The sequence below is a fragment of the Micromonospora sp. NPDC057141 genome, assembly GCF_042670805.1.
Lineage (GTDB): Bacteria > Actinomycetota > Actinomycetes > Mycobacteriales > Micromonosporaceae > Micromonospora.
In genome coordinates, this window is record NZ_JBHUVA010000089.1 from 1 (window position 1) to 24,714 (window position 24,714).

Here is a 24,714-nt window from a genome sequence, read left to right on the forward strand (position 1 = left end):
GTGGACTCCGCGTTCCCGAGGACGGCCCGGATCTGGTGCTCGGGTATCCGGCCGCCGGGATACCGCCACCTCGCCGACATGGAGTCGATCAGGCGGGCGTCAGTCCACGCTGGGCAGCGGCGGGCCCAGGACGTCGTCGGCGTCCACGATCGTGTACGCGTAACCCTGCTCGGCCAGGAACCGCTGCCGGTGGGCCGCGTACTCGGTGTCGATGGTGTCCCGGGAGACGACCGTGTAGAAGTGCGCCTGCCGCCCGTCGGCCTTCGGCCGCAGCACCCGGCCCAGCCGCTGCGCCTCCTCCTGCCGCGACCCGAACGTCCCCGACACCTGGATGGCGACCGCCGCCTCGGGCAGGTCGATGGAGAAGTTGCCGACCTTCGAGATCACCAGCGTCCGCACCTCGCCCGACCGGAACGCGTCGAACAGCCGCTCCCGCTCCTTGTTCGTGGTCGAACCCTGCACGATCGGCGCGCCCAGGTATTCGCCGAGCTGGTGCAGCTGGTCGATGTACCCGCCGATGACGAGCACCTGCTCGCCCGGGTGCCGGTCGACCAGGGCGCGCACCACCGGCAGCTTCGTGCGGGCGGTGGCCGCCATCCGGTAGCGCTCCTCCGACTCCGCCGTCGCGTAGGACATCCGCTCGGCGTCGGTGAGGGTCACCCGTACTTCGGTGCACTGCGCCGGGGCGATCCAGCCCTGCTGCTCGATGTCCTTCCACGGCGCGTCGTACCGCTTGGGGCCGATCAGGCTGAACACGTCGCCCTCCCGGCCGTCCTCGCGGACCAGCGTCGCCGTGAGGCCGAGCCGGCGGCGGGCCTGGAGGTCCGCGGTGAACCGGAAGATCGGCGCGGGCAGCAGGTGCACCTCGTCGTAGACGACCAGGCCCCAGTCGCGCGCGGAGAACAGGTCCAGGTGGGTGAACGCGCCGCCGCGCCGCGAGGTGAGCACCTGGTACGTGGCGATGGTGACCGGCCGGATCTCCTTGCGCTCGCCCGAGTACTCGCCGATCTCGTCCTCGGTCAGCGAGGTGCGGGCGATCAGCTCCCGCTTCCACTGCCGGCCGGCGACGGTGTTGGTGACCAGGATCAGCGTGGTGGCCTTCGCCTCGGCCATGGCCGCCGCCCCGACCAGCGTCTTGCCCGCGCCGCACGGCAGCACCACCACGCCGGACCCGCCGGCCCAGAACGCCTCCACGGCCTCCCGCTGGTACGACCGCAGCGTGAACGGTTTCCCGCCGTCCCTGCCGGCCTCGGCCAGCTCGATCGGGTGCGCCTCGCCGTCGACGTACCCGGCGAGGTCCTCAGCCGGCCAGCCGAGCTTGAGTAGCGCCTGCTTGAGCCGCCCCCGCTCCGAAGGGTGCACGGCGATCGTGTCGTCGTCGAGCTTCGCGCCGAGCATCCCGGCGAGCTTCTTGCTCTTGGCGACCTCGATCAGCACCACCCTGTCCAGGGCGCGCAGCACCAGGCCGTGCGCGGGGTCGTTGGCGAGCTGGAGCCGGCCGTACCGGTCCATCGTCTCGGCCACGTCGACCAGCAGCGCGTGTGGCACCGGGTAGCGGCTGTACTTCAGCAGCGCGTCCACCACGGCCTCGGCGTCGTGGCCGGCGGCGCGGGCGTTCCACAGGCCCAGCGGGGTCAGCCGGTACGTGTGCACGTGCTCCGGCGAGCGTTCCAGCTCGGCGAACGGGGCGATCGCCATCCGGCAGGACTGGGCGTCGGGGTGGTCGATCTCCAGCAGCAGCGTCTTGTCCGACTGCACGATCAGTGGTCCACCGCTCACGCCAGAGTCCTCTCTTCGGCCTGGTCAACGGCCGTGTCGGGACGGCTGCCCCGCCCCGGACCGACCAACCAGTGTTGCACGAAGCCCGAATGGGGCCGAAAATTCGGACACCAGGTGCAACCATTCCGGTACGTCCGGCGTCTAGGCAGTGGGACGACCGACCCGGGGAGGCCCCATGAGACAGGTTCGCTTCAGTGCCCGGGCCGTCGCCCTGGCCGTGGTCACGCTGGTCGGCGTCGGTGCGTGCACGCCCGAACGTCAGGCCGACCCGGGTGGCCGTGGAGGAGGGCTCGCCCAGGCCGGCTCGGCGGAGCAGGGAACGGGGGCGGGCGGTTCGTCCGGCTCCGACCAGCGGACCCGGCCGGAACCGAAACCCACCCGCACCAAACCGAAGCCGAAGCCGACGCCCACCCCGACCAAGGCGAAGCCGAAGCCCGCGCCGAAGCCGACGGCGGCCGGGTGCCCGCTGGGCGAGCACCAGCGCGAGGTGGAGACCTACCTTGCCCGGCTGGGCGGTTTCGGGCGGGTGACCGTGGACGGCCGCCAGTCCGCCGCCGACTGCGCGGCCATCAAGAAGTTCCAGCAGCGGTACGACATCCGCCCCGCCGCCGGTCGCGCCGGCCCCACCACGTACGACGTGGCGAAGCGGCTGGCCACCACCGACACCAAGCGCTGCAAGGCCGCCTCCTCCGGCACCACGTTCTGCATCGACCTGACCCGGCAGACCACGTGGGCGGTGCGCGGCGGCACGGTGGTGTGGGGGCCGACGGTGACCCGCACGGGGATGAAGGGTTACGCCACCCCCGCCGGCACCTTCACGATCAACTACCGCAACGTCAAGGAGTGGTCCGACCCGTACGAGGTGTGGCTGCCCTACTGGCAGCACTTCACCCAGGGCATGGGCTACCACCAGACCACCACCTACCTGCACGACAAGCCGATCGGCTCGCACGGCTGCGTCAACCTGCTGCCCGCCGACGCCCGCCGCGCCTGGGAGCTGGGCAAGGTCGGCAGCCGGGTGGTCCTCTTCGGCCGCCGGCCCGGCACGTGACCACCGACGACGAACCCGCGCCGGCCGGCGAGGTGTCGGCGGCGGCCCTGCTCGGGTACGCGACCGCCGCCGTGCTCCTCGTCGGCTGGTTCCTCTACGGCTGGCTGGTCCAGCGGCAGGGCTTCGTCGCGTCCGTCGGCGAGTCCGCCGGGGCCGGGTTCGCCCTGCTGCTGGCCGTCTCCGTGATCGGCACCGTGCGCCGCAGCCGCAGCCGCAGCCGCAGCCGCAGCCGCAGCCGCCGCCGCCGCCGCTGACGCTGACGCCACCCGCCAGGGACGCCCGACCCAGCCAACGGGCGGCTCAGGTGCCTTCCAGGACCGCCGCGGTGATCCGGTGCAGCGCGAAGGTGTGCAGCATCTCCGTGCGCTCGTCCTCGGCGCGCAGGTAACCCGCCCCGATCGACACCGGCCGGACCAGCCGGGACGCCGTCGCCCCGTGCGCGTCGACGTAACCCACCCAGACCAGCGCCTTGTCCCGCACCGCCTGCTGCAACACCGCCAGGGCGTCGGCGTGACCGTGCGCCGGGGCCGGGCCGATGCCGGCCGTGCTGCCGCGCACCACCGCCGGGGCCCGCCGGGCCGCCCGCGCCGCCGCCTCGCCCCGCCGGATCTGCTCCACCACCCCGAGCAGTCGGGGCAGGGCCAGCTTCGGCGACGCCAGCGGATCCACCGTACGGTTCACCGGTGCCCGCCCCGGGGCCCGCCGGGTCCTCGGCCGGGACAGCACCGCCGCCCCGGACGCGTCCTCCGGCACCGGGGCGTACCCGGCGTCGCGCAACGCCAGCAGCATCCGGTTCACCTGGTACGGGGTGGCCAGCACCGTCGGGGCCAACCGCCGGAACGCCAGCGCCTCCAGCCGCCGGTCGGCGAGCACCTCCGCCAGCAGCGGCTCGTCGTCGCTGCGCACGTACCCGCCGGCGGAGCCGACCCGCAGCCCGCCGTGCTTGCGCGCCACGTCGTCCACCAGGTACGTCAGCCCCTGCGGGACCGGGGTGCGGGACCGGCGGCGGAACAGGTCGTGCAGGTCGTCGGCCGAGTATCCGGCGTCCAGGGCCCGGCGCACGCTGGCCGTGGTGACCCGGTGCACGCTCGCCCCGCCCGCCGACTCGTGCTCGGCCACCACCTCCAGCTCGCCGGCGAGGGCCGGGTCGGGCGGGCCCGGCACGACCACGGTCAGGTCGGCCTGCACCAGGAAGTGGTCGACCGGCGCGGGCAGCAGCCCGTCGAGCGCCCGCACCGCCGTGGACGCGTCCTCGGTGTCGGCGCGCAGCCCGAGCGGGTCGTCGCCGCCCCGCTCGTCGGCCTCGGTCACGTCGGCCAGCAGCAGCCGCCCGTACGAGGTGAGCGCCCCGAGCCCGGTCACGCCCAGCCGGGCCGCCTCGACCAGCGCCTCCCGATGCGCGGCCTCCCGGCCCCGGCTGCGCCGGGGCGCCCGCCAGTCGAGCAGCTCCAGCACCTCCTCCGGGGTGGGCGCGACGGCCGGCTCCAGGTCGGCCAGCACCGCCAGCACGGCCCGCCGGGCGGCCGGCGCACCGGCCCGTTCCGCCTCCGGCGAGAGCGCGCCGATCGGCCGGTCCCGGTCGTCGCGCTGCCCGACGAGGCCCACCTGCCGGGTCATCAGCAGCCACGCCCGGGCAAGCTGCTCCCAGCGCCGGGCCAGCGACATGGCCCGCCACACCTCGTACCCGCCGGTGGGCAGGACCTGCTGGTCGGCACCGTACCGGGTGGTCGTCGCCCCGGGCAGCTCCAGCTCGCCGGCCAGCCCCGCCGCGTACGCCACCTCCAGCAGCAGGGCGGTCGTCGCCTCGTCCAGGGCGAGGGCCTTCGCCAGCCGGCGCAGGTCACGCACCCCGATCCCGCCGGAGCGCAGCACCGGGGCCGGCTCGGCGGAGAGTAGCTCCAGCAGCGCCTCGGTGTGCCGTACCACCTCCATGGTCTGCCCGGCCCCGGCCGAGTCGACGGCCTTCGCCTCGCGCGCGACGGCGGCCACCGGCGGCGGGCTGGTGCGCAGCGGCCCGAGCGGGCCGCTGTCGCGGCGCAGCAGCAGGCCGACCTCGCGGGGCAGCTCGACCGTGCCGGCGGAGACCGCCACCAGCAGCCGGCTGTCGACCAGCCAGCGCACCGGCGACCCGGTGGGCACGCCGCCGTTGGTCGGGTCCGGCGGGACGCTGTCCTCCACCCCGAGCGGCGGGGCCTGGAGCGCGCCCGGGGGCACGCTGCCCACCGGCGGGCCGGCGGCGAGCCGGTCGAGGATCGCCCGCGCCGACGGGGGCGCGGCCAGCAGCGTGCGGCGCAGCTTCGCCGGGTCCGCGCAGAGGGCCGCCGTGCGCGCGTCCAGCTCCGTCGCGGGCCGGCCCAGCCCCGCCGGGTACGGGGCGACCTCGTCGACGCCGTCGACCACGCGCAGGGCGTGCTCGGGCCCGTACAGCAGGAACAGCGCCCGCAGCTTGTTCACCGCGCCCCGGATGGTGGCCGGGGTGGGCGGGCGCGGCCCGGCGGTGGCCATGGCGAGGACGGCCTCGGTGGAGGTGGTGCCGTCGTCCGGGTCGCGGGTGAGCCGGGCGGCGTCGAGGATCTGGAGGGTGAACTGGTCCAGCCCGTCCAGGGCCCGGGCCACCGAGACCCGGGACTGGGCCCGGACCGCGAGCGCGGACACGTCGGCCGGCACGGGCACGACGAGGTCCGGCCGCAGCTGGAACAGGGCGGCCAGGGACTCGTCGGGCAGTGTCCGCAGGTGGTCGGCGAGTGAGGTCGTCATCGTCGTTCCACGCTAGCCCGGGTCGGGGTCTGCGCGCCCCTCGGACGTCCGGCTGGACCCGCCGGCCGGGTAGGTTCTCGGCATGCCCCCGCTCACCGTCGGGTTCGACCTCGACATGACCCTCGTCGACTCCCGCCCCGGCATCGCCGCGGCGTACCGGGCGCTGACGGCGCGCACCGGCGTGCCCGTGGACGCCGACGCGGCGGTATCCCGGCTCGGCCCGCCGCTGCGGGTGGAGATCGCCCGCTGGTTCCCGCCCGAGCAGGTCGAGTCGGCCGTCGAGGTGTACCGCGAGCTGTATCCGGCGTACGCGATCACCCCGACCCTGCCGATGCCCGGCGCGGTCGCGGCCATCGACGCCGTGCACGCCCACGGCGGCCGGGTCGTGGTCGTCACCTCGAAGCTGGGCCGGCTGGCCCGGCTGCACCTGGACCACCTCGGGCTGGCCGTCGACGAGCTGGCCGGCGACCTGTTCGCCGAGGAGAAGGCGACCGCGCTGCGCGCGCAAGGCGCGACCCTGTACGTCGGCGACCACACCGCCGACATGGTCGCCGCCGCGGCGGCCGGCGTCCCGGGCGTGGCGGTCGCCACCGGCCCCTGCTCGGCCGACGAGCTGCGCTCGGCCGGGGCCAGCCTGGTCCTGGCCGACCTCACCGGATTCCCGGCGGCGCTCGCCACCATGATCCGGCTAGCCTTGGAGCAGTAGACGTCTCAAGTGAAGCAGGGGTTCTCAGGTGCCGACGGGTCGAGTGAAGTGGTATGACGCGGCCAAGGGATACGGGTTCGTCACCAGCGACGAGGGTGGCGACGTGTTCCTGCCGAAGGGCGCGCTGCCGGCGGGTGTCACCGACCTCAAGGGTGGTCAGCGGGTCGACTTTTCCGTGGTGGACAGCCGCCGGGGCGCCCAGGCGATGGGGGTCAAGCTGCTGGAGGCCCCGCCGTCGGTGGTGGAGCTGCGCCGCCGGCCGGCAGAGGAGCTGCACGGTCTCGTGGAAGACATGATCAAGGTGCTGGAGGCGAAGGTCCAGCCGGACCTGCGGCGGGGGCGGTTCCCCGACAAGAAGACGGCGCAGAAGGTCGCTCAGCTGGTCCACGCGGTCGCGCGCGAGCTGGAGGTCTGAGGGCCGGTGGTCTGCGGGCCGGCGGTCTGCGGGCCGGCGGTCCGGGGCACGAGCCCGGCGTCGGCGGCCCGGCCCAGCAGCGCCTCCACGGCAGCGAACCCCGCGTCCCCCAGGTCCGCGGTGAACTCGTTGACGTAGAGGGCGATGTGCCGGTCCACCACGTCGGGCTCCATCTCCTGCGCGTAGGAGAGCACGTACGGCCTGCTGGCCTCCGGGTCGGCCCACGCCTGGCGTACCGACTCGCGGATCCAGCCGGCCGCCTCGACCGGGTCGACCGTGCCCCGGCGGGCCAGGATCGCGCCGAGCGGGATCGGCAGCCCTGTGTCGCCCTCCCACCACTCGCCGAGGTCGACCAGGGCGGTCAGCCCGTGCCGCTGGTAGGTGAACCGGGCCTCGTGGATCACCAGCCCGGCGTCGTACCGGCCGGCGGCCACCGCCGGCATGATCTCGTGGAACGGGACCACCTCGATGCGCGCCGGCGGCCGGCCGGCCGACCAGAGCCGGAACAGCAGGTACGCCGTGGTCCGGTCCCCGGGCACCGCCACCGTCGCCCCGCTCAGGTCGGCGCTGCCGGCCTGCGGGTCGCCGGCCTGCTCGGGGCGGGTCAGCACCAGCGGGCCGCAGCCCCGGCCGAGCGCGCCCCCGCAGGGCAGCAGGTGGTAGTCGTCCAGCAGCCACGGCAGCGCGGCGTAGCTCACCTTCACCAGGTCGAACGCGCCCCGCTCGGCGGCGGTGTTCGTGACGTCCACGTCCGCGTAGGTCACCTCGACCGGGGGCGCGCCGGGCACCCGGCCGTGGACCAGGGCGTCGAAGACGAACGTGTCGTTGGGGCAGGGCGAGATCGCCAAAGTGAGCGCCACGCCCCCACCGTATCCCCGTCTGCGCTGTTGACGGCCTCCCGGTGCCTCTTCCGCCGCCTAGGGAGCTGCCCGCATGAACGGGGCAAGCTCGCGGGCGCATGAACGGGGCAGCTCCCTAGGATCCCGAACACCAGCTGCCCACCGCCTGAGGAAGTTGTCCACAGGTTTGTCCACAGGTTTCAGCTGGGTGTTGAGGACAAGCCCGAAGCTGTCGACCATCGGTGGGTGACTGAGACATCGAGCCCCGCCGGCGATGGGCTGATCGAGGTCGGGGCGGTGCTCCGTGCGCTGCGGCGGCGGGCGGACCTCAGCCAGCGGGAGCTGGCGGTCAGGGCTGGCGTGCCGAAGAGCACCGTGGCCCGGATCGAGGCGGGGGACGCCGTCGACCCGCGACTCGGCACGGTGGAGCGGCTGGTGCGGGCAGCGGGCGGGCGGGTGGCGATCGGGCTGCCCGGCGATCTGCCCGGCGATCTGCCCGGCGACCAGACCGGCGACCAGACCGGCGGCGACCGGGTGCCGGAGGTGGTGCCGGTGCCCCGGGTGCCGCACGACGGGCTGCGGGACGAGGCGGGGCGGCGGTATCCGGCGCACCTGGACGCCTGGGAGGTGCACGACCCGAAGGACTGGCCGGGCGCGTGGTGGGCGGCGTGGTTCACGCTGCCGCCGGAGCGGTGGCCACGACGGGTGCCGGCGGCGACGTACGAGCTGAGCCGCGAGCGCCGGGACCGCCGCCGGTGGGGCGACCGGATCCGCCGCGAGGTGGCGGTGCGCCGTGTCACCGACGACGGGCTGCCCGACACGTCCTGGCGGTTCGTGGCCGAGCTGCCCGACGGCCGGCTGCTCGGGGAGCTGCGAGCCCACGAGCGCAACCCCCGGCTGCTGTACGGCGACCTGATCGACGCCGGCGAGCGGGAGATCGTGCTGGACGGCGTGCTGGTGGCCGGGCCGTGCCGGCTGCTGGGGATCGGGCGGCGGCTGGTGGAGGCGTTGACCGCCGAGATGGCGCGGGCCGGGATCCGGGTGGCGCACGCCGTGGCGGACTTCGGTGGCGTGGACCTGCTGCTCGGCTGCGGATACCGGATCGAGGGACGTGGGCACTACGCGATGCGCCTCGACCGCTCGCGGCTCAGCCCAGCACCGCCGCGGCCGCCGTGAGGGCGGCGAACGCCTCGCGCATCCGCCACGCGCCACGGTCCCGGGGACCGATCGGGTTGGAGACGGTGCGCAGCTCGGCGAAGGGCAGACCGGCCTGGGCGGCGGCGACGGCCACGCCGTACCCCTCCATGGCCTCGGCCACCGCGTCGGGGTGCCGGTCGGCGAGCGCGGCAGTGCCGGCGGCGGTGCCGGTGACCGTGCTGACGGTGAGCACCGCGCCGACCGTGGCCGCCGGCAGGGCCGCGCGCAGGGCGGCCAACAGGTCCGGGTCGGCGGGCACGGCGGTGCCGACGCCGAGCAGCTCGGGAGGCATGCCAAGTTCGTCCACCGGGATGAAGCCCGTCGGCGACTCGGCCCCGAGGTCCGCCGCGACGCTGCGGGTGGCCAGCACCGTCGCGCCGACGGCCGCCCGGCCGACGAAGCCGCCGGCGATGCCCGCGCTGACCACCGCCCGGTACGGGCGGCCGGCGGCCTCGGCGAGCGCCAGCAGCCGGGCGGTGGCCGCCCCGGCGACGGCCGGGCCGACCCCGACGGGCACCACGGTCACCTCGGCCCCGCGCGGCGGTGCGGGCAGGCCGGCGCGGACCGCCTCGGCCTCGGCCGGGACCGCCGTCACGACGAGCAGGCCGGTCACGCCCGGGGCTCCCGGCGGGTCTCCTCGTCGGCCGCGCCCCCGCCGCCGGCTCCGGCGACCGAGGAGGAGGGCCGGTAGATGTGGTAGCCGGGCGGGGCGGCCGGGGCGGGGGAGACCGGGGCGGGGGAGACCGGGGCGACGTCCATGGTCGGGTCGTGCGCGGCAGGGTCGTCGTGCGCCGGCCGGTCCCCGGCGTCCGGCTCCCCGTCCGGCTCCCCAGCCGGGTCCTCGGCCGGCTCGTCCGCCAGTTCCTCGTCGCCGAGTGGGCGGCCGACCAGCCGCTGGTCGCGCAGCCGGCCGGCGACGTACGCGCCCCGGGCGGCGGCGAGCATGCCCACGCCGGCTGCCACGGCGATGCCGAGCCGGCCGTCGAAGGGAACCAGGCCGAGCGCGCCGCCGGCCACGAAGGCGAGCATCAGCGCCGTCTCCGAGTGGGCGAACGAGCTGGCCCGCAGCCGCTCCGGGATGCGCTCCTGGATGGAGGCGTCGACCGAGAGCTTCGCCACGCCGCTGGCCAGCGCGGCGACCAGGCAGAGCAGGGCCACCATCGGCAGCGAGAACTGGATCGTGGCGAGGATGGCCGTGCCGGCCACGATGACCGTGCTGCTGGACTGGATCGCGGTGGGGCGGTGGATGCGCAGCCGGGTGCCGACCGCCGTGGCCAGGAAGCTGCCCACCGCCAGCGCCCCGCCCACCAGGCCGAGCGCCATCTCCGTGCGCAGGTCGCGCCCGAAGAACTCGGTGGTCAGGTCGCCCTTCTTCAGCGCGAACGCGAGGAAGAGCAGCAGGAAGCCGTAGACGGCGCGGAGCAGCGCCGCGCCGAGCAGGCTGGCGATGACGAGGCGGCCGGCCGGGCGCCCGCGCCCCAGCGGGCGGTCCCCGGCGGCCCGCCGGCCCAGGGACCGGAGCGGACGCGGGACCCGCTCGGGCGGCTCGGAGTCGGCCCGGGGCGGTAGCCGTAACGCGACCACCATGCCGACCAGGAAGATCACCGAGGCGACCCGGAGCGGCCACTGCGGCCCGAACCAGAACGCGGCCAGCCCGATCGGGGCGACGAGCGCGCCGGCCACCGTGCCGTAGACGCTGGCCCGCGCGCCGACCTGGGACAGGCCGAGCCCTTCGGGCAGCAGCCGGGGCACGGCCGCCGAGCGGGCCACCCCGTACGCCCGGGAGAGCGCGAGCACCCCGAACGCCGCCGGGTAGAGGCCGAAGCCGTGCATGTAGTCGGAGATCAGCCAGGCCAGGAAGGCCCGGCCGAGCATGGTGGCGGCGAGCGCGTACCGCCGGCCGTGCCGGAAGTGGTCCAGCAGCGGGCCGACCACCGGCGCGAGCATGGCGAACGGCACCATCGTGACCAGCAGGTAGAGCGCGACCTTGCTGCGTGCCTCGCCGAGGGGGACGTTGAAGAAGATCGTCCCGGCGAGGCCGATCGCGATCAGCGTGTCCCCCGCGCAGGAGAGGGCGTGCAGGTCGAACAGGCGCACCATGCCGACCTCGCCGCCCGCGCCCCGGGCCCGGGCCGAACCGGCGCGGCGGGTCATCCAGCGCCCGCCGCGCGCGGAGCCGCGCAGCAGGAGGCGGACGGCACGGATGCCGGTGCCGACGGTCCGCCCCAGCACGGACCGTTCGGAGCGGGAGAACAACGGCATGTGCACCATCCTCGCCCATGCACCCCACCCCCGCGCCAGCACCGCCGGAGAACGACCATGTGGGGAGTGCCTGTCGGTCTTCGTCACCCATGGGGAACAATGGTCGGGTGACCAGGCCCGCCTCCGCTCGTGCCGCCCGTCTCGACCAGGTCTGCGCCGTCGCCGTCGAGGTGGCCCGCGACGCGATCACCGAGGTGGAGCCGTCCGACGTCGGCGACCATCTCCAGGCCGTCGCCGAGGCGGACCGGGTCGTCACCCACTACTTCGAGTGCCGGCTGTCCGGCTACCAGGGCTGGCGGTGGGCGGTCACCGTGACCCGGGTGCCGCGCAGCCGCAAGGTCACCGTCTGCGAGACGGTCCTGCTGCCCGGCCCCGACGCGCTGCTCGCGCCGGGCTGGCTGCCCTGGCAGGAGCGGCTCAAGCCGGGCGACCTCGGCCCCGGCGACCTGCTGCCCACCCCGCCGGACGACGAGCGGCTCACCCCGGGTTACGTCCTGTCCGACGACCCGGCCGTCGAGGAGACCGCCTGGGAGCTGGGCCTCGGCCGGCCCCGGGTGCTGTCCAGGGAGGGGCGCGGCGAGGCCGCGCAGCGTTGGTACGACGGCGACCACGGCCCGTCCGCGCCGATCGCCACCGCCGCACCGGCCGCCGCCCGATGCGGCACGTGCGGCTTCTACCTGCCGCTGGCCGGCGCGCTGCGGCAGGCCTTCGGCGCGTGCGGCAACTTCTACGCCCCGGACGACGGTCGGGTGGTCAGCGCCGACCACGGCTGCGGCGCGCACTCGGAGACGCTGGTCGAGACGCCCGACAGCCCGGTCGACGAGCTGCCCACGGTCTACGACGACAGCGCCGTGGAGGCGATGTCGGTGAGCTGGGCCCCGGGCGCGGTGGAGGCGGCGGAGCCGGGCGAGCCGTACGGCCACCCGTGACCGGGCGGGGTCAGCGGCCGGCGTCGGCGGGCTGACCGGCCCGCGCGGCGGCGCGGCGGCGACGCCGGTTGGCGTCGTGGCGCATCATCACGGCGAGGCCGGGAAAGCCCCAGAGGAAACCGGCCAGGCACGTCCAGAGCCAGTTCTGCTGGCCGTGCTCGGTCAACCAGCCACGGAAGAAGATCAGCAGCACCAGGCCGGCGACCGCCCAGGCGACCAGCCCGGCGACCGCGAACGGCACCATGGGCGGGTCGAGCGGCTCGGGCCGCGGCGGTTGCTCCTGTCGCACGGGGGCAAGCGTACGCGATCGACCTTCCCAGTTGGCCGCGTGATCTGCGACGATGCGCGCACACCAGACGGATGATCACCTGCGAGGACCTGATGGCCATTGCGCCGCCGGACAACGGCACTCCACCCGATCCCGCTCACCCCCGCAACGCCTTCGACCGCTTCTTCGAGATCACCGCCAGGGGCTCGACGCCGGGCCGGGAGGTCCGGGGCGGCCTGGCGACGTTCTTCACGATGGCGTACATCGTGGTGCTCAACCCGCTGATCATCGGCAGTGCCGTCGACGGCGACGGCAAGAAGCTGGCGATTCCGGCGCTGGCCGCCGCGACGGCGCTGGTCGCCGGCCTGATGACCATCCTGATGGGGGTGGTCGGCCGGTTCCCGATGGCGCTGGCCGCCGGGCTGGGCGTGAACGCGCTGGTGGCGTACGAGATCGCCCCGCAGATGACCTGGGCCGACGCGATGGGCCTGGTGGTGATCGAGGGTGTGCTCATCGCGATCCTGGTGCTCACCGGCCTGCGTACGGCGGTGTTCCGCTCGGTGCCCACGCAGCTCAAGACAGCGATCGGCGTCGGCATCGGCCTCTTCCTGACGATCATCGGCCTGGTCGACGCCGGTTTCGTCCGGCGGGTGCCGGACGCGGCGAACACCACCGTTCCGGTGGGGCTGGGCATCGGCGGCAAGATCGTGAGCTGGCCGATGCTGGTCTTCGTGGTGGGCCTGCTGGTCACGATCGTGCTGGTGGTGCGCCGGGTACGCGGCGCGATCCTGATCGGCATCCTCGCCTCGACCGTGCTGGCGATCGTCGTGGAGGCCGTGGCGAACGTGGGCCCGTCCTTCGTCGACGGCAAGCCCAACCCCAAGGGCTGGTCGCTGAACGTGCCGGAGCTGCCGAAGACGGTCGTGGACGTGCCCGACCTGTCGCTGCTGGGCAACTTCAACGTGCTGGACTCGTGGACCCGGGTCGGCTGGCTGGTCCCGTTGATGTTCGTCTTCACGCTGCTGATCACGGACTTCTTCGACACGATGGGCACGATGGTCGCGATCGGCCAGGAGGGGGGCATGCTCGACGAGCGGGGCACCCCACCGCGGGCCAAGGAGATCCTGCTGGTCGACTCGATCGCCGCGGCGGCGGGTGGCGCGGCGAGCGTCTCCAGCAACACGTCGTACATCGAGAGCGCCGCCGGTGTCGCGGAGGGTGCGCGCACCGGCGTGGCCAACCTGGTCACGGGCGCGTTGTTCCTGCTGGCGATGTTCCTCGCGCCGCTGTCGTTGGTGGTGCCGTTCGAGGCGGCGTCGACGGCGCTGGTGGTGGTCGGGTTCCTGATGATGACCGCGGTGCGGACGATCGACTGGACCGACTACGAGATCGCGATCCCGGCGTTCCTCACGATCACCCTGATGCCGTTCACGTACTCGATCTCCAACGGCATCGGCGCGGGCGTCATCAGCTACGTGGTGGTGAAGCTGGCGAAGGGGAAGGCCCGGGAGGTCCACCCCCTGTTGTACGCGGTGGCGGTGCTGTTCGTCCTGTACTTCCTGCGCGGGCCGATCGAGTCCGTCGTACTCTGACGACCCACCGTGGCCCGGGGCTGGGGTGCCGGATCGGCTCCCCGGCCCCGGGGCGCAAACTCCCTGGTGACCATGGTCATATCGGCTGTCGTTAGCCAGGCTCATTAGTTAGGCTAACTATCGTGACGGAGCGGACGGTGACGGCGAAACGCGTGCCACCGGCGCAGCTGGCTCCCCAGTTGCGTGATGCGATCACCCGGCTCAACCGGCGGGTCCGACAGGCCCGGCCGGTCGGCGACCTGACGGTCACCCAGCTCTCCGCGCTCACCAGCCTCGTGCTGGCGGGCGCGCTGACGCCCCGGGAACTGGCCGACGTCGAACGGGTGCAACCGCCGACGATGACCAAGATCGTCGCGAAGTTGGAGGAACGCGGCCTCGTGGGCCGCACCCCCCACCCGACCGACGGTCGGCAGGTCATCCTCTCGGCGACCGAGGGCGGCCGGGCCGTGCTCGACCAGTTCGAGCGGGCCCGCAACGAGTGGCTGGCCCGCCGGCTGGCCGAGCTGCCCGAGGCCGACCGGGAGACCCTGCAACGGGCCGCCGAGATCCTCCAGCAGCTCGCCCGCGCCTGAGCTGCGCCCGCGCCCACCTGGGGCCGGGCGTCGCCGCCGAGGTCCGCGCCGTCCGCCGTCGATGAGGCGTACGACCGCGAGGAGGCGCATCCAGGGTGCAGGCGAAGCTGAGCACGATGTTCCAGTCACTGCAGGTCCGCAACTACCGGCTCTTCGCGTCCGGGCAGCTGATCAAACTGATCGGCGTCTGGATGATGTTCATCGCCCAGGACTGGCTCGTCCTCGAGCTCTCCGACGACTCCGCCACCGCGCTCGGCGTGGTCACCGCGCTCCAGTTCACCCCGGTGCTGCTGCTCACCCTGCTCTCCGGGCGGCTCGCCGACCGGTACGACAAGCGCCTGCTGCTCTTCGTCGCCAACGCGTTCTGGACGGTGCTGTCGTTCGGGATGAGCCTGCTGGTGCTCACCGGCCTCGTCCGGCTCTGGCACGTCTTCGTCTTCGCCGCCCTGCTCGGCGTCGCCAACGCGGTGGAGACCCCCGTCCGGCAGGCGTTCGTCTCGGAACTCGTCGGCACGTCGCTGCTGCCCAACGCGCTGTCGCTCAACGCGGCCGTGTTCAACTCGGCCCGCATCGTCGGCCCCGCCGTCGCCGGCCTGGCCATCGCCGCCGTCGACGTCGGCCCGGTCTTCCTGTTCACCGCGCTCAGCTCGCTGGGCCCGCTGGCCACCGTGGTCCGGATGCGCCCCGCCGAGCTGCACCGCAAGGACCTCCTCCCGGTCGCCGAGCGGGACTCCGCCCGGGTCGTCGACGGCCTGCGGTACGTCGCCCGCCGCCCCGACCTGCTGCTGCCGATGGCGGTGATGTCGGTGATCGGGATGAGCCTGTTCAACTTCCAGCTCACCCTCGCCGCCCTGGCCAAGACCGTGTTCAACACCGGCGCCGCCTCGTTCGGCCTGTTCAGCACGACGCTGGCCGTCGGCGCGCTCGTCGGGGCGCTGGCCGGCACCGGGCGGCGCAGCCGCCCCTCGGTGTGGCTGGTGCTCGGCGCGGCGATCGGGTGTGCCGTCTTCGGCACCCTGGTCGGGCTCGCCCCGGCGTACTGGATGGTGGTGGCGCTGCTGCCGCCCGCCGGGTTCTTCATGATCTTCTTCGCCCAGGCCGCCAACCAGCGGGTGCAGCTCGGCACCGACGCCGCGTTCCGGGGCCGGGTCATGGCGCTGTGGGTGCTGGTGTTCCTCGGCACCAACCCGGTCGGCGCGCCGCTGATCGGCTGGGTCGCCGAGACGTACGGCGCGGGGGCGAGCATCTGGATCGGCGGGCTGGTCTCGCTGGCCACGGCCCTGCTGGCGCTCACCTGGCAGCTGCGCCGCTCGGGCGCCCGGCTGCGCCTGCGGATGCTCCCGTCCCCCCGCTTCTACGTCGTGGAGCAAGGAGGGGCCCCCTGTTGACGCTTTCTGTATGGCAGGGGCCCCTTCTTAACCTCGCTGGGCGGCTCGCGGCCCGCCCGGCGGCGGCTCCTGCGGGGCGGCACGAAATCGAGCTGAGTGAATGTCAACAAACCGGTGGCGGTAAGGCTCACGGGAGCATAGCGTCGAAATGTGGAGGTAGGCCGAGCGATGCTCCTTGCCCTGGCGTTCGTCGCTGTCGCGAGTCTCCCGGTCGCCTTCGCGCTGGTGTTCTGCGCTGACGAGATCATCGACCGGGTGGCCTGCGGTTACGCCGAGTGGCGCGAACGACGCCGGGAACGCCGCACCATCGCCCGGCTGGACCGGGCCGTCGACGCCGAAGGGCTGACCCACGGCATCGACCTCACCGAGTTCGACCGGGAGGACCGCCGGTCCCTCCAACAGATCGCCGCCGACCTGCACCGGTTCGCCGAGCACCGGGTCAACCCGGGCGGCCGGGCGGTGATCTGGCACGCTGCCGTCGTCGACGCGTACGACGAGCACCTGCGGGCAGCCTGTCGCTGCCTCGGGCTCCCCGAGCACCTCGGCGAGCTGGAGGGCGTCGACCGGCAGATCGAGCGGGTCCGGGTCGAGGGGATGCTGCACGCCGCCGGCCTCACCCTGCCGGCCGCCCGTCCCCGACACCGCCAGCGGCACCGCTGACAACCGCCGAGGCAATCGTTGACGCAGACGAGGCGCCGTTGACGGCAGACGATGCACCGCTGACGGCAGACCAAGCACCGTTGACGGCAGACGCGACGCACCGTTGACCGGCACCGCCGCCCCCAGCGCCGGCATGCGGCTCTTCGTCGCGGTCTACCCGCCGCCCGAGGCCGTCGCCGATCTGAGCGCGGAGGTGGCGCGGCTCCGGGTCGGGCGCGCGGCGGCGGCCGGCACCAACGTCCGGCTCGCCGACCCGGCGCGAGCGCACCTCACCGTCGCCTTCCTCGGCCAGGTCGACGCGGGCCGCCTCGTGGACGTCGAGAGCGCCCTCGGCATCGCCGCCGAGACGTTCCGAACCCGCAACGCCTCGGCGGCCGAACGATCGCCGGGCGGCCGGACCCGGAAGGCTGTGCTGCGGCTCGGCGGCGGGGGCAGCTTCGGCCGGGGCCGGTTCACGATTCTCTGGGTGGACGTGCGCGGCGACGTCGAGGCGTTGTGCGTCCTGGCCCGGCTGGTCCGGTCCGGGCTGCGCCGGGATCGGCTGCCGCACGACGAGAAGCCGTTCACCCCGCACCTCACCGTGGCCCGCCCGGGCGACCGGATCGACCACGCCGACGTGGCCGCCGACCGGGAGGCCCTGCACGACTACCTGGGGCCGCCGTGGCCGGCCACCGAGCTGGTGCTGGTCCGTAGCCGGCAGGGCCCCCGGCCGACGTACGACCGGATGGCCGCCTGGCCGATCTGACCCGGACCGGCGTGCGCGGGTCGGTCGCGCGGGTCGGTCGCGCGGGTCGATCGCGTGCGGGCGACCGCGATGGCGGCGACATGGCGGCTTTCCGCCCCAGGGATACCGCCATGTCGCCGACATCGCGACGCGTGCCCAGCGCGACGCGTGCCCAGCGCGACGCGTGCCCATCGCGACGCGTGCCCAGCGCGATGCGTGCCCAGCGCGACGCGCGCCTCTACCAGGCCCACGCCTCCGGGCCCGGGCCGCCCTTGCCCACCGGCGGGAACAGCTCGTCGAGCCGGCCCAGCGCCGCCTCGTCGAGCCGGACGTCCAGCGCGCCCAACGACCGGTCGAGCTGGTCGAGGGTGCGCGGGCCGATGATCGGGGCGGTCACCCCGGGCCGGGAGAGCAGCCAGCCGAGCGCCACGTCCGCCGGGTCGTGGCCCAGGTCGGCGCAGAATTTCTCGTACGCCTCGATGGTCGGCCGGTGCGCGGCCAGGCTCTCGGCGGCGCGGCCCGAGGCGCTGCGGGCGGCCCCGCCCTCGGCCATCTTGCGCAGCGCCCCCGACAGCAGCCCGCCGTGCAGCGGCGACCAGGGGATGATGCCGAGGCCGTAGTGCTGGGCGGCCGGCACCACCTCCAACTCGACGGCCCGGGTCAGCAGGTTGTAGATCGACTGCTCGGAGACGAGGCCGAGGAAGTTGCGCCGCTGCGCCGCCGCCTGCGCCTGCCCGATGTGCCAACCGGCGAAATTGGACGATCCGACGTAGACGACCTTGCCCTGGGCGACCAGGGTCTCCATCGCCTGCCAGATCTCCTCCCACGGGGTGGCCCGGGAGACGTGGTGCATCTGGTAGAGGTCGATGACGTCGGTCTGGAGCCGGCGCAGCGACGCCTCGCAGGCGCGGACGATGTGCCTGGCGGACAGGCCCTGCTCGTTGGGCCAGTCGCCCATCTTGCCGTAGACCTTGGTGGCCAGCACCACCTTGTCCCGCCGCCCGCCGCCCTGGGCGAACCAGCGGCCGATGATCTGCTCGGTGACGCCTTCGCCGGTCTGCCAGCCGTACACGTTGGCGGTGTCGAAGAAGTTGATGCCGTGCTCGATCGCCCGGTCCATGACGGCGAAGCTGTCCGGTTCGCTGGTCTGCGGCCCGAAGTTCATCGTGCCGAGGCAGAGCCGGCTCACCGAGAGACCGGTGCGTCCCAGATTCGTGTACTCCATACGACCCACCCTGCCACGGCGGGACGTCGAGTGCCCCGCCGCCACCGGGCGGTGCGCGGATCGGCGCGCCGCCCGGCGGGCGGGTGGATCAGGAGGACTCGCGGGCCGCTGGGCCGCTGCCGAACAGCACGTCGTCCCAGCTCGGCAGGCGCTTGCGAGGCTTGCCGGAGGCGTCGGTGGACTCGCCGCCGGCGGCCGCCGCAGCGCCCGTGCGGCGGGGCCGGAGCACCGCCAGCGACGGCACGGCCGGGACCTCCTTGGGCGCGTCCGAGTCGTCGTCGAACGCGGAGCCCTGGCCGCCGCCGAGCAGGGCCGCCGCCCCGCCGACCGGCCGCTGCCGGGGCGCGTCGGCCCCGGCCAGCGCCGCCGGCGTACGCGGTTCGAGGCCCCGCCCGGACGTCGAGCCGAGCGGCCGGTCCAGGGAGGCGAGCAGGGCGTCCCGCCCGGCGCGGATCGGGTCGCGCCCCGGGCGGCTGTGCTCGCCGGCCGCCGAGGGCAGCCCGTGGCCGCCCCGGCTCGGCTCGCCGCGCGACGGGCCGGGCAGCGCGTGGCCGCCGCGCTCCGGGGCCGGCTCCTGGCCGAGGATCGGCGTGGGGCGCTCGGCGCACAGGTATTGCGCCATGTCGTCGTGCGGGGCGACGTGCTGCCGGGTCTTGTCCAGGTTCCATACCGCCTGCGCGGTGGCCTTGCCCGACGGCCAGGTGGCGATGATCCGCCAGGTGCCGTCGTCGCGGCGGTAGGCGTCCCAGGAGATCTTCTCGGTGTCGATCCCGTGCTGGGCGAGCCGGCCGTTGACCACCTCGGCCAGCGGGGTCGGCTTCTCCGCGCCCTTGAGTCGGGTGCGCCGGGCGTGCTGGGCGAGCATCGCCCGCTCCTGGAGCACCGGGCCCGCGTAACGCAGCACGCGGTCGACCGGGACGCCCGCGACGCGCGCCACGTCCTCGGCGGACTCGCCGGAGCGGATCTTGGCCTGGATGTCGCGCGGGGACAGCGACGGCAGGGGGTGGTCGGTGGTGTTCGGCACCACGGCGAGCGGGGGCGCGCCCGGTTCGGCGTGCAGGGCGCCGGCGATGCGCTCGTCGATGGGCAGGGCGAGCAGCCGCCCGACCTCGTCGGCGAGCACCAGAGCCTGGCCGTCCTCGGAGAGGGCGACGAAGCGTACTGGGCGCATGAGCGTTGCCTCCGTCCCGCTTCGCTGGCCGCGCGCCACGGGTCGGCCACCCGGGCGTCCCGCACCACGGTACGCCCATCCGCAACCAGGTGGGGGACGCGACACCCGCATGTCGCGGATGAGCTGCGAAGATGATCACACTGGGTGGCCGGCGGCGCTGCGGCGGCCACCCAGTGTGACGATGCCTAGAGTCGCTCGACGACGTAGTCGATCGAGGCGGTCAGTGCCTCCACGTCGGTCGGCTCGACGGCCGGGTAGAGCGCGATCCGCAGCTGGTTGCGGCCGAGCTTCCGGTAGGGCTCGGTGTCGACGATGCCGTTGGCCCGCAGCGCCTTGGCGATCGCCGCCGCGTCCACCCCGTCGGCGAAATCGATCGTGGCGACCACGTTGGAGCGCAGCGCCGGGTCGGTGACGAACGGGGTCGCCACGGCGGAGCGCTCGGCCCAGCCGTACACGATGCCGGCGCTCTCGGCCGTGCGCTTGGCCGCCCAGGCCAGGCCGCCCTGCTCGTTCATCCAGTCGGTCTGCTCGGCGGCCAGGAAGATCGTGGCCAGCGCCGGGGTGTTGTAGGTCTGCTCCAGCCGCGAGTTGTCGATCGCGGTGACCAGGTCGAGGAAGGCCGGGATGTAGCGGCCCGACGCCTTGATCTCGGCGGCCCGCGCCAGGGCGGCCGGCGACATCAGGGCCAGCCAGAGGCCGCCGTCGGAGGCGAAGCACTTCTGCGGGGCGAAGTAGTAGACGTCGGTCTCGGCGACGTCCACCGCCAGGCCGCCGGCCGCCGAGGTCGCGTCGACCAGCAGCAGCGAGCCCTCGTCGGCCCCGGCGACCCGGCTGATCGGCACCGCGACGCCGGTGGAGGTCTCGTTCTGCGGGAGCCCGTACGCGTCGACGCCGGCCTCGGCGACCAGGGCCGGGGCGCTGCCCGGCTCCGACTTGCGCACGGTGGGCTCGCCGAGGAACGGCGCGTCCTTGACCGACTTGACGAACTTCGCGCCGAACTCGCCGAAGCTGGCGAACTGCGCCCGGTCCCGGATCAGGCCGAACGTCGCGACCTCCCAGAAGGCGGTGGTGCCGCCGTTGCCGAGGATCACCTCGTAGCCCTCGGGGAGGGAGTAGAACTCGGCGATGCCGCGCCGCAGCCGGGCGACCTGGTCGCGGACGGTCTTCTGCCGGTGCGAGGTGCCCAGGAAGCCCGTCGCCGCGTCGGCGAGGGCGGAGACGGCCGCCGGACGGACCTTGGACGGCCCGCAGCCGAACCGCCCGTCGGCGGGCTTGATGTCGTCGGGAATCCGGATGGTCGGTGCGTCAGCCACGGTTGTCGAGATCCTTCCGCGTGGGCGGGGCCCGGTCAGAGGTGGTGGGCGGGCGCGGAGGACGGACGCGTGCGTGGGGCACACGGGCGGCCGGATCCGAGCCCGGTCCGGCGGCACTGCCGAGTCCCCATCCTCGCACCCGGGGCGGCCCGGACACCCGGCGGTCCCGCCGCCGGAGCTGAGGCGTTTGACACATCCGCCCGGTTACGTCGCCATCCCACCCCGGTCGCGCGCCGCCGACAGCGCCGGGCCGGACAGACCCCGTGGTACGCGGAGGGGCCCCGCCGAACCGGCGGGGCCCCTTCCGTCGTTGCGTCGACGGGTGGATCGGGCGGGCGTCGCGCACCCAGGTGGTGGTTGTTGACAGGGGGCCCTGCTATCCAGAAAGCGTTGACAGGGTGCCCTTCCTTACACGCCGTGCGGGATGGCGTCCCAGCCCTCGACCTGCTGCGGCTTGCGGCTGCCCGGCCCCACGTAGCGGGCGGACGGGCGGACCAGCCGCTGGAGCTTCTTCTGCTCCAGGATGTGCGCGCTCCAGCCGCCCATCCGGGCGCAGGTGAACATCGAGGTGAACATGTGCGCGGGCACCTCGGCGAAGTCCAGCACCACGGCCGACCAGAACTCGACGTTGGTGGCGAGCACCCGGTCCGGGCGGCGGGCCTGGAGCTCGGCCAGGGCCGCCTTCTCCAGCGCCTCGGCGATCTCGAAGCGCGGCGCGCCCAGCTCCTTGGCGGTGCGGCGCAGCACGCGGGCGCGCGGGTCCTCGGCCCGGTAGACCCGGTGGCCGAAGCCCATCAGCCGCTCGCCCCGGTCGAGGACGCCCTTGACGTACCCCTCGGCGTCGCCGCTGCGCTCGACGGCCTCCAGCATGGTCAGCACCCGCGACGGCGCGCCGCCGTGCAGCGGGCCGGAGAGCGCGCCGATGCCGGAGGAGATGCAGGCAGCGGCGTCCGCGCCGGTGGAGGCGACGATCCGGGCGGTGAAGGTGGAGGCGTTCAGGCCGTGCTCGGCGGCCGAGATGAAGTAGGCGTCGACGGCCTTGACGTGGCGGGGGTCGGGCTCGCCGCGCCAGCGCTTCATGAAGCGCTCGACGATCGTCTCCGCCTTGTCGATCTCCTTCTGCGGCACGGCCGGCAGGCCCAGGCCGCGTGCGGACTGGGCGACGAAGGAGAGCGCGGTGACCGAGACCCGGGCGAGGTCCTCGCGGGCCTGGGAGTCGGAGATGTCGAGGAGCTGGCTGAGCCCCCAGTACGGGGCGAGCATCGCGACGGCGGACTGCACGTCGACCCGGATGTCGCCGGAGTGCACGGGCACCGGGAACGGCTCGGCCGGCGGCAGGCCGGGGCCGAAGCGGCCGTCGACCAGCAGCGCCCAGACGTTGCCGAAGGAGACCTGACCGATCAGATCCTCGATGTCCACGCCCCGGTAGCGCAGCGCGCCACCCTCGCGGTCGGGCTCGGCGATCTCGGTCTCGAAGGCTACGACGCCCTCCAGGCCCGGTTTGAAGTCGGCCATGCTTACTCCTGGATCTGCTCGATGCGCCCGCCTGGGCTCATCCGGCCCGACCGGCCGGGCGCCTTAGGCGACCCTCAGGGATGTGTTCGTGACATCTTGCCTGGTGGGTAACCGGCTGCGCGACCCGCTGCGACTGTGCTGCACGCGACATCCCCGCCGGTAGACAAGCGTGCGGGGTTGATGAGACTGGGCGGTAGGGGCTGGCCAGCGTCGCCGAGGGTGACGGGCCACCGAGGGGGAGGGCAGTTGTGACGGGTGACACATTCGGTCCGGCCGGCATGCGTAACGAGTACGCCGCCGAGCTGGGCCTTTCCGAGTCGGACCTGGCCGCCGACTGGCACGCCCAGTTCGGTCGCTGGTTCGCCGACGCGGTGGCGTCCGGCCTGCCCGAGCCGAACGCGATGGTGCTCGGCACCGCCGACGTCGCCGGTCGCCCCAGCGGCCGCACCGTCCTGCTCAAGGGGTACGACCCGGAGGGCTTCGTCCTGTTCACCAACCACGGCTCGCGCAAGAGCACGGAGGCGCTGGCCAACCCGTACGCCAGCTTGGTCTTTCCCTGGTTTCCGATGCAGCGACAGGTGGTGGTCGCCGGGCGGATCGAGCCCGTCGACCGGGCCGAGACGCAGGCCTACTTCGCCAGCCGGCCGCTCGGCGCGCAGCTCGGCGCGTGGGCCAGCGAGCAGTCGCGGGTGATCCCCGACCGGGCCGCGCTGGACGCCGGCTACCGGGCGGTGGCCGAGCGGTTCGCCGACGTGGACCCGGTGCCCGCGCCCCCGAACTGGGGCGGCCTGCGGGTGCGCCCGGAGACGGTGGAGTTCTGGCAGGGCCGGGCCAGCCGGCTGCACGACCGGCTGCGGTTCCGCCGCGCCGCGCCCGCCCCGGGCCCGGCCGGCGACGGCCGGTGGGTCGTGGAGCGGCTCGCCCCGTGACCGCCGTCAAGGAGACCCGGCCGCGCGAGCCGCGCCGCTGGGCGATCGACCTGCGCCCGCTGCGGGTGCCCGTCTACCGGCGGATCTGGGTCGGCAACAGCGTCGCGATGCTCGGCTTCCAGTTCACGGCGGTGGCCGTGCCGGTGGAGATGTTCGCGCTGACCCGGGACTCGTTCTGGGTCGGGCTGCTCGGCGTGGCCGCGTTCCTGCCGCTGCTGGTCTTCGGGCTGTGGGGCGGCGCGGTCGCGGACGCCCGGGACCGGCGCGCGGTGCTGCTGGTCAGCCAGGCGGTGCTCTGGGCGTCGGTGGCGGGCCTGCTGGCGCAGGCCGTGTTCCGGGTGGGCAGCCCGGTGCTGCTGCTGGCCCTGGTGGCGGTGCAGTCGGTCGGGTTCGCGGTCAGCGGGGCGGCCCGCACCGCGAGCATCCCCCGGCTCGTGCCGGCCGAGCTGGTCCCGGCCGCGAGCACGCTGAACTTCACCACCCACACCGCCGCGTCCGTGCTGGGGCCGCTGCTGGCCGGGCTGATCTTCGCGGCCTGGGAGGTCGGGGTCGCGCTGCCCATCGCGTACGGCGTCGACACGGTCTTCTTCACGGCGGCGGTCTGGGCGGCGCTGCGGATGCCGGCGCTGCCGCCGGAGCCGGACCCCGACGGCGACGGCTCGCCCCGCCGGGCCGGTCTGGCCAGCGTCGTCGACGGGCTGCGCTATCTGGCCACCACACCGGTGCTGCTGCTCTCCTTCGCCATCGACCTGATCGCGATGGTGCTGGCCATGCCCCGGGCGCTGTTCCCCGAGATCGCCGAGGAACGCTTCGGCGGCGGCGCGGCCGTCGGCTGGCTCTACAGCGCCATCGCCATCGGGTCGATGCTCGGCGGGCTCACCTCCGGCTGGATCGGCCGGCTCCGCCGGCAGGGGGTGGCGCTGGTGCTCGCCGTCGTCGGCTGGGGGCTGGCCATCGCCGCCGCCGGGCTGGCCCGCCAGCTCTGGCTGGTGGTCGGGCTCCTCGCCGTGGCCGGGGCGGCCGACCTGGTCAGCGCCGTGCTGCGGCAGACGATGCTGCTGGTGCACGCGCCGGACCGGATGCGGGGCCGGCTCCAGGGCGTGAACACGGTGGTGGTGGCGGGCGGGCCACGCCTCGGCGACCTGCGGGCGGGCGCGATGGCCGCCGGCTTCGGCACGGGCGTCGCCTGGGTCGGCGGCGGCCTCGCCGCGGCGGTGCTCGCGGTGCTGCTGGTGGCCGTCTTCCCGGCCCTGGTGCGCTACCGGGCGGCCACGTCCGGCAAGCCGTCCGAGGCGCGCGGGTGACCGCCGGCGGCCGGTGCCGGCCCGGGCCCCCGCCGCCGGGCGGGGGGCGCGCCGTGACCGCGGGGTCGTATACACAAAACCCCGCCCACCCGACCCACCACCATAGGGGGTTGCGGGG

General features: G+C 74.5%; 23 protein-coding genes. 13 read left to right on the forward strand and 10 right to left on the reverse strand.

Translation table 11 applies throughout. The features are described from left to right. Positions 1 to 99 precede the first annotated feature (99 nt). A complete protein-coding gene (locus ACFT41_RS28290) occupies positions 100 to 1,779 on the reverse strand; it encodes a DNA repair helicase XPB (RefSeq protein ID WP_377588624.1) in 1,680 nt (559 codons plus the stop codon). 175 nt (positions 1,780 to 1,954) lie between these two features. Here ACFT41_RS28290 and ACFT41_RS28295 point away from each other — a divergent pair, with 175 nt between their 5' ends. Together ACFT41_RS28295 and ACFT41_RS28300 are read left to right on the forward strand one after the other, a co-directional pair. After that, the gene (locus ACFT41_RS28295) at positions 1,955 to 2,830 is read left to right on the forward strand and encodes a L,D-transpeptidase family protein (RefSeq protein WP_377588623.1); all 876 of its coding nucleotides are present in this window, start codon (positions 1,955 to 1,957) and stop codon (positions 2,828 to 2,830) included. Between the two features lie 32 nt (positions 2,831 to 2,862). Next, positions 2,863 to 3,084: a hypothetical protein gene (locus ACFT41_RS28300; RefSeq protein WP_377588628.1), complete on the forward strand. Its 222-nt coding sequence runs from the start codon at positions 2,863 to 2,865 to the stop codon at positions 3,082 to 3,084. Positions 3,085 to 3,130: 46 nt separating this feature from the next. Here ACFT41_RS28300 and ACFT41_RS28305 read toward each other — a convergent pair whose 3' ends face one another. Continuing rightward, entirely contained in the window at positions 3,131 to 5,587 is a 2,457-nt protein-coding gene (locus tag ACFT41_RS28305) for a helicase-associated domain-containing protein (protein WP_377588622.1), read from the reverse strand. A gap of 82 nt (positions 5,588 to 5,669) precedes the next feature. Here ACFT41_RS28305 and ACFT41_RS28310 point away from each other — a divergent pair, with 82 nt between their 5' ends. Next, positions 5,670 to 6,293: an HAD family hydrolase gene (locus ACFT41_RS28310; RefSeq protein ID WP_377588621.1), complete on the forward strand. Its 624-nt coding sequence runs from the start codon at positions 5,670 to 5,672 to the stop codon at positions 6,291 to 6,293. Positions 6,294 to 6,321: 28 nt separating this feature from the next. Next, a complete protein-coding gene (locus tag ACFT41_RS28315) occupies positions 6,322 to 6,708 on the forward strand; it encodes a cold-shock protein (protein ID WP_377588620.1) in 387 nt (128 codons plus the stop codon). Here ACFT41_RS28315 and ACFT41_RS28320 read toward each other — a convergent pair. Beyond that, a complete protein-coding gene (locus ACFT41_RS28320) occupies positions 6,669 to 7,568 on the reverse strand; it encodes a 1,4-dihydroxy-6-naphthoate synthase (protein ID WP_377588619.1) in 900 nt (299 codons plus the stop codon). The two genes, ACFT41_RS28315 and ACFT41_RS28320, sit on opposite strands and share 40 nt — an antisense overlap. A 225-nt stretch (positions 7,569 to 7,793) precedes the next feature. On the opposite strand from ACFT41_RS28320, the gene ACFT41_RS28325 reads away from it, so the two are divergent. Beyond that, positions 7,794 to 8,723 carry a GNAT family N-acetyltransferase gene (locus ACFT41_RS28325; protein WP_377588618.1) on the forward strand — a complete coding sequence of 310 codons (930 nt, stop codon included), beginning with the start codon at positions 7,794 to 7,796 and terminating at the stop codon, positions 8,721 to 8,723. On the opposite strand, the gene ACFT41_RS28330 is transcribed toward ACFT41_RS28325, so the two are convergent. Together ACFT41_RS28330 and ACFT41_RS28335 are read right to left on the reverse strand one after the other, a co-directional pair. Next, positions 8,695 to 9,357: a futalosine hydrolase gene (locus tag ACFT41_RS28330; RefSeq protein WP_377588617.1), complete on the reverse strand. Its 663-nt coding sequence runs from the start codon at positions 9,355 to 9,357 to the stop codon at positions 8,695 to 8,697. The two genes, ACFT41_RS28325 and ACFT41_RS28330, sit on opposite strands and share 29 nt — an antisense overlap. Next, positions 9,354 to 11,006: an MFS transporter gene (locus ACFT41_RS28335; protein ID WP_377588616.1), complete on the reverse strand. Its 1,653-nt coding sequence runs from the start codon at positions 11,004 to 11,006 to the stop codon at positions 9,354 to 9,356. The genes ACFT41_RS28330 and ACFT41_RS28335 overlap by 4 nt, the downstream gene beginning before the upstream one ends. Positions 11,007 to 11,095: 89 nt before the next feature. On the opposite strand from ACFT41_RS28335, the gene ACFT41_RS28340 reads away from it, so the two are divergent. After that, on the forward strand, positions 11,096 to 11,935 hold the full coding sequence (locus ACFT41_RS28340; RefSeq protein WP_377588615.1) for a DUF3027 domain-containing protein: 840 nt from the start codon (positions 11,096 to 11,098) through the stop codon (positions 11,933 to 11,935). A 10-nt stretch (positions 11,936 to 11,945) separates the two neighbouring features. Here ACFT41_RS28340 and ACFT41_RS28345 read toward each other — a convergent pair whose 3' ends face one another. Continuing rightward, complete coding sequence (locus tag ACFT41_RS28345; protein ID WP_377588614.1) at positions 11,946 to 12,224, reverse strand: DUF2530 domain-containing protein; 279 nt, start codon at positions 12,222 to 12,224, stop codon at positions 11,946 to 11,948. A gap of 92 nt (positions 12,225 to 12,316) precedes the next feature. Between ACFT41_RS28345 and ACFT41_RS28350 the strand changes: the two genes are divergently transcribed. From ACFT41_RS28350 to thpR, 5 genes are all read left to right on the forward strand, one after another. After that, complete coding sequence (locus ACFT41_RS28350) at positions 12,317 to 13,795, forward strand: NCS2 family permease (RefSeq protein ID WP_377588627.1); 1,479 nt, start codon at positions 12,317 to 12,319, stop codon at positions 13,793 to 13,795. A gap of 122 nt (positions 13,796 to 13,917) precedes the next feature. Continuing rightward, on the forward strand, positions 13,918 to 14,367 hold the full coding sequence (locus tag ACFT41_RS28355; RefSeq protein WP_377588613.1) for a MarR family winged helix-turn-helix transcriptional regulator: 450 nt from the start codon (positions 13,918 to 13,920) through the stop codon (positions 14,365 to 14,367). Positions 14,368 to 14,462: 95 nt separating this feature from the next. After that, positions 14,463 to 15,755 carry an MFS transporter gene (locus tag ACFT41_RS28360; RefSeq protein WP_377588612.1) on the forward strand — a complete coding sequence of 431 codons (1,293 nt, stop codon included), beginning with the start codon at positions 14,463 to 14,465 and terminating at the stop codon, positions 15,753 to 15,755. Positions 15,756 to 15,905: 150 nt separating this feature from the next. Next, positions 15,906 to 16,415, forward strand: coding sequence for a hypothetical protein (locus ACFT41_RS28365; RefSeq protein WP_377588611.1), 510 nt, complete (start codon positions 15,906 to 15,908; stop codon positions 16,413 to 16,415). A 133-nt stretch (positions 16,416 to 16,548) separates the two neighbouring features. After that, entirely contained in the window at positions 16,549 to 17,160 is a 612-nt protein-coding gene (gene thpR, locus ACFT41_RS28370) for an RNA 2',3'-cyclic phosphodiesterase (RefSeq protein WP_377588626.1), read from the forward strand. A gap of 217 nt (positions 17,161 to 17,377) precedes the next feature. On the opposite strand, the gene ACFT41_RS28375 is transcribed toward thpR, so the two are convergent. From ACFT41_RS28375 to ACFT41_RS28390, 4 genes are all read right to left on the reverse strand, one after another. Then, positions 17,378 to 18,364, reverse strand: coding sequence for an aldo/keto reductase (locus tag ACFT41_RS28375; RefSeq protein ID WP_377588610.1), 987 nt, complete (start codon positions 18,362 to 18,364; stop codon positions 17,378 to 17,380). An 88-nt stretch (positions 18,365 to 18,452) separates the two neighbouring features. Further along, positions 18,453 to 19,535 (reverse strand): septation protein SepH, encoded by a 1,083-nt coding sequence (gene sepH / locus ACFT41_RS28380; RefSeq protein WP_377588609.1) that lies wholly within the window; start codon positions 19,533 to 19,535, stop codon positions 18,453 to 18,455. Between the two features lie 185 nt (positions 19,536 to 19,720). Then, complete coding sequence (serC, locus tag ACFT41_RS28385) at positions 19,721 to 20,848, reverse strand: phosphoserine transaminase (RefSeq protein ID WP_377588608.1); 1,128 nt, start codon at positions 20,846 to 20,848, stop codon at positions 19,721 to 19,723. A gap of 408 nt (positions 20,849 to 21,256) precedes the next feature. Next, positions 21,257 to 22,363, reverse strand: coding sequence for a citrate synthase 2 (locus ACFT41_RS28390; RefSeq protein WP_377588607.1), 1,107 nt, complete (start codon positions 22,361 to 22,363; stop codon positions 21,257 to 21,259). 278 nt (positions 22,364 to 22,641) lie between these two features. Here ACFT41_RS28390 and pdxH point away from each other — a divergent pair, with 278 nt between their 5' ends. Continuing rightward, complete coding sequence (gene pdxH, locus ACFT41_RS28395; RefSeq protein WP_377588625.1) at positions 22,642 to 23,292, forward strand: pyridoxamine 5'-phosphate oxidase; 651 nt, start codon at positions 22,642 to 22,644, stop codon at positions 23,290 to 23,292. Further along, positions 23,289 to 24,596 (forward strand): MFS transporter, encoded by a 1,308-nt coding sequence (locus ACFT41_RS28400; RefSeq protein WP_377588606.1) that lies wholly within the window; start codon positions 23,289 to 23,291, stop codon positions 24,594 to 24,596. The genes pdxH and ACFT41_RS28400 overlap by 4 nt, the downstream gene beginning before the upstream one ends. Positions 24,597 to 24,714 lie beyond the last annotated feature (118 nt).

Excerpts from the sequence above, each read along its gene's own strand:
- ACFT41_RS28295 (WP_377588623.1), top strand. The coding sequence starts at position 1,955 with ATGAGACAGGTTCGCTTCAGTGCCCGGGCCGTCGCCCTGGCCGTGGTC.
- ACFT41_RS28305 (WP_377588622.1), bottom strand. The coding sequence starts at position 5,587 with ATGACGACCTCACTCGCCGACCACCTGCGGACACTGCCCGACGAGTCC.
- ACFT41_RS28310 (WP_377588621.1), top strand. The coding sequence starts at position 5,670 with ATGCCCCCGCTCACCGTCGGGTTCGACCTCGACATGACCCTCGTCGAC.
- ACFT41_RS28335 (WP_377588616.1), bottom strand. The coding sequence starts at position 11,006 with ATGCCGTTGTTCTCCCGCTCCGAACGGTCCGTGCTGGGGCGGACCGTC.
- ACFT41_RS28340 (WP_377588615.1), top strand. The coding sequence starts at position 11,096 with ATGGGGAACAATGGTCGGGTGACCAGGCCCGCCTCCGCTCGTGCCGCC.
- ACFT41_RS28350 (WP_377588627.1), top strand. The coding sequence starts at position 12,317 with ATGGCCATTGCGCCGCCGGACAACGGCACTCCACCCGATCCCGCTCAC.
- thpR (WP_377588626.1), top strand. The coding sequence starts at position 16,549 with ATGCGGCTCTTCGTCGCGGTCTACCCGCCGCCCGAGGCCGTCGCCGAT.
- ACFT41_RS28375 (WP_377588610.1), bottom strand. The coding sequence starts at position 18,364 with ATGGAGTACACGAATCTGGGACGCACCGGTCTCTCGGTGAGCCGGCTC.
- sepH (WP_377588609.1), bottom strand. The coding sequence starts at position 19,535 with ATGCGCCCAGTACGCTTCGTCGCCCTCTCCGAGGACGGCCAGGCTCTG.
- ACFT41_RS28390 (WP_377588607.1), bottom strand. The coding sequence starts at position 22,363 with ATGGCCGACTTCAAACCGGGCCTGGAGGGCGTCGTAGCCTTCGAGACC.
- pdxH (WP_377588625.1), top strand. The coding sequence starts at position 22,642 with ATGCGTAACGAGTACGCCGCCGAGCTGGGCCTTTCCGAGTCGGACCTG.